Source organism: Pseudoalteromonas sp. SG44-17 (assembly GCF_014164235.1).
GTDB lineage: Bacteria > Pseudomonadota > Gammaproteobacteria > Enterobacterales > Alteromonadaceae > Pseudoalteromonas > Pseudoalteromonas rhizosphaerae.
This window is the reverse complement of the sequence record NZ_JACJEV010000072.1, coordinates 1-3012: the sequence shown is the minus strand read 5'-3', so window position 1 is coordinate 3012 and position 3012 is coordinate 1. Positions and strand designations below refer to the sequence as shown.

General features: G+C 42.6%; 2 protein-coding genes. Both read left to right on the top strand.

The window, feature by feature from the left end:
- Nucleotides 1-966 (top strand): transposase (locus tag H5182_RS21855; protein WP_220497123.1); only part of this gene is annotated, 966 nt, incomplete at its 5' end.
- Nucleotides 967-1402: 436 nt separating this feature from the next.
- The gene (locus H5182_RS21850) at nt 1403-2923 is read left to right on the top strand and encodes an ISNCY family transposase (RefSeq protein WP_182759251.1); all 1521 of its coding nucleotides are present in this window, start codon (nt 1403-1405) and stop codon (nt 2921-2923) included.
- Nucleotides 2924-3012: the final 89 nt, after the last annotated feature.

Below are 3012 nucleotides of genomic sequence, written 5' to 3'. Positions count from 1 at the left end.
CAGGATTTAAAGCAAAAAGAAAAGCTGGATAAAAGTGCAGATAAAATCACGGAGTTCTTAGCGACCCACGAGGAAAAAACGGGCAGCAAAGGCAAGCCCATTAAAAGTAATATTACCGACCCTGATAGCGCGAAAATGACCACGTCAAAAGGTACAATCCAAGGCTACAACGGGATAGCGATAAATGACGATAAACATCAAATTATACTGCAAGCACAGGCATGGGGTACAGTGGGCGAGCAGCAAACCTTACAGCCAGCGGTTAAGCAATTAAAACAACAGCTCACTAAGCTCAATACAAAAAAAGAAGCAGATAATCACACCATAAAGTTTACCGCAGACAGTGGGTTTCACAGCGAAGTGAATCTTGATTTTATGGCGAAAAGTGGCTTTGATACTTACATTGCGGATAACCAATTTAGAAAACGAAATCCGCTGTTTAAAGAAAGTGAAACTTATGAGACAGAGCAAGAAAAGCGCCGACTAAAACGCAGTAAAGGCAAGCCACGGTTATTTACCTCAGACGACTTCCATTATGATGAGACGACACAAACCTGCCGCTGTCCCGCAGGCAATGAAATGTGGCGAAGCGGTATAAATGTAAACAGCCACAACCAAAAATATACGCGATTCTGCGGTTACTTAAAAGATTGCAAGGTATGCCCACTGCAACAGCAATGTATGCGAAAGCCACCTATAAAAACAGGACGGCAAGTTCAGTTTAAAAATGATGAATCGCGTAAAAAGCTAAGCTACATCGACAAAATGAAGGTCAAAATAGACAGCCCAATCGGGCGACGACAGTACAGCAAACGACTTGGCTGTATAGAACCGGTGTTCGGGAATATTACAGTTAACAAAGGCATGAATAAATTGACCTTACGCGGTCAAACGAAAGTGAATGCCCAATGGCAACTGTATTGCTTAGTTCATAATATAGAAAAGCTGCAAAACAGGACGCATTAATAAAGGTAAGCTGCTACCTCTCCAAATAAGCCACTTAAACACCTGTCATACCTTCCAAAAGCCCATTAAAGCAACAGCAAATCCTCTTTTTATATTTTACGTAAAATCGAAGTAACCGATTGAATCAAAATAGGAACTCGGCTATGGTTAATGCATCAATAAAAATAAATTAAAAAACGAGTTATTCTACAGCCTCGTTACAAACGTCCGCAATTGGCACATATGCGACTGTCAGATTTGATTAAGTCCCGTTAATTAAATCTGACAGATTAAGTTAAGACTTATTTTGTTAAGCCTGTTAACACCAAGCGACTTTGTCGTATCTTAATTACCAAGCGATTCTGTCGTAATCGCTAATTACCAAGGGAATTTGTCGGTCACTTTTTTACGTGTCTGTTAGTGTTTTGTTTTTGGAATACTAGAAGGCATGTTGAGGATGATTGTGATGGATTCTAAAGCTCAACTCACCGTTGACATCATAGCTAAAGTGGTTGAAGGCAGGATAACAATTGCCAATGCTGCTAAGTTACTCAGTAAGTCTCGACGCACTATTGAACGCTACGTAAAGCAATATCAGCAAGTCGGTATTCAATTCGCTGTTCATGGTAACAGTGGCAAAGCCCCACCCAACAAAACGCCGGTATCAATAAAAAAAGTGGTTCAAAAATTGATTCAGGAAAAATATTACGATTTGAATCTGTTGCACTTGGCTGAACAATTAGCTACGAATGAGAACATTGTTATTAAGCGTGAAACCCTACGCGGTTGGGCACATGATATTCATCACGTTAAACGAGCCAAACGAAGACGTAGCAATGTTCGAAAGCGCAGAGAGCGCATGGAAGCACCGGGTCTAATGATGCAAATGGATGGCAGTCCACATCGCTGGTTTGGGGATAAAAAGCACTGTTTAATTGCCATGATTGATGATGCGACCAGTGAAGTATATGCTGAATTCTTCCCGTCAGAGACCACCGTTGGATGCCTGAAAGTCATGAGAGAATGTATCGAAACGAAAGGTGTGTTTAAAACGCTTTATGTGGACAGAGCCGGTATCTTCGGCGGCCCTAAACGCTGCAACTTCTCACAGATGCAGAGGGCTTGTGAGGAGCTGGGCATTGAAATCATCTTTGCCAATTCACCCCAAGGCAAAGGCCGTATTGAGCGAGCATTCGATACCTTCCAAGACCGCCTTGTTCCCGAGCTTAGGTTGAACAATATTAACGATATTGCCGCTGCCAATGCCTACCTTAAGCATGTCTTCATTCCGCAGTTCTGGCAGTCGAAAGTTCAAGTAAAATCAAAGCAAGCACCTGAATTTACGCCTCTGTCGAAACACATCAACCTTGATGATATCTGCGTCATTAAAGACCATCGTAAAATACGTAACGACCATACCTTCAGTTATGGCAATAAGTTCTACCTAATAGATTCACCGCTCAAGCACTCCATTGCCAATCAGAAAATCGAGATAAGGAACACGAGTAAAAAAGGGTTTACCGCTCACTTCGCTGGTCGCAAACTCAAGATCTCGGAAGTTAATGAACCAAGCAAACTGGCATCAGAAGACTTGGCAGTACAGAAGAAACTTGAAGTATTAGCGTTAATCGAAAAACTCGGAAGCGTCAGCGCTGCATCACGCCAAAGTGGCGTATCACGAGACACTATTCATCGGCACTTAAGACTAGTTAAGCGAGGTGGCCCTGAAGCATTAAAACGCCAAGAAACACCTAATCTACGGCACAAAAACTGTGTGGATAAGGCGATAGAAGACGCCGTTGTGCAATTCTCAATTGAACACCCTCACCTTGGTCAGCAGAAAGTCGCGATAAAGCTCAGTGAAGCCCTTGGTGTTGATATTAGCGCGGGCGGTGTGCGCAGCATGTGGCTAAGAAACAATATGAATACCACCGCATTGCGAGTCGAAAAATCTAATGCTCTGGCTGAATCGGCATAAAAGGTAGCCAGTTTAGCAACTGGCTGATATGCTATTTACGACAAAGTCGCTCGGTAATTAGACCGACATAATCCCTTGGTAATCACACT

Excerpts from the sequence above, each read along its gene's own strand:
- H5182_RS21850 (WP_182759251.1), top strand. The coding sequence starts at position 1,403 with ATGATTGTGATGGATTCTAAAGCTCAACTCACCGTTGACATCATAGCT.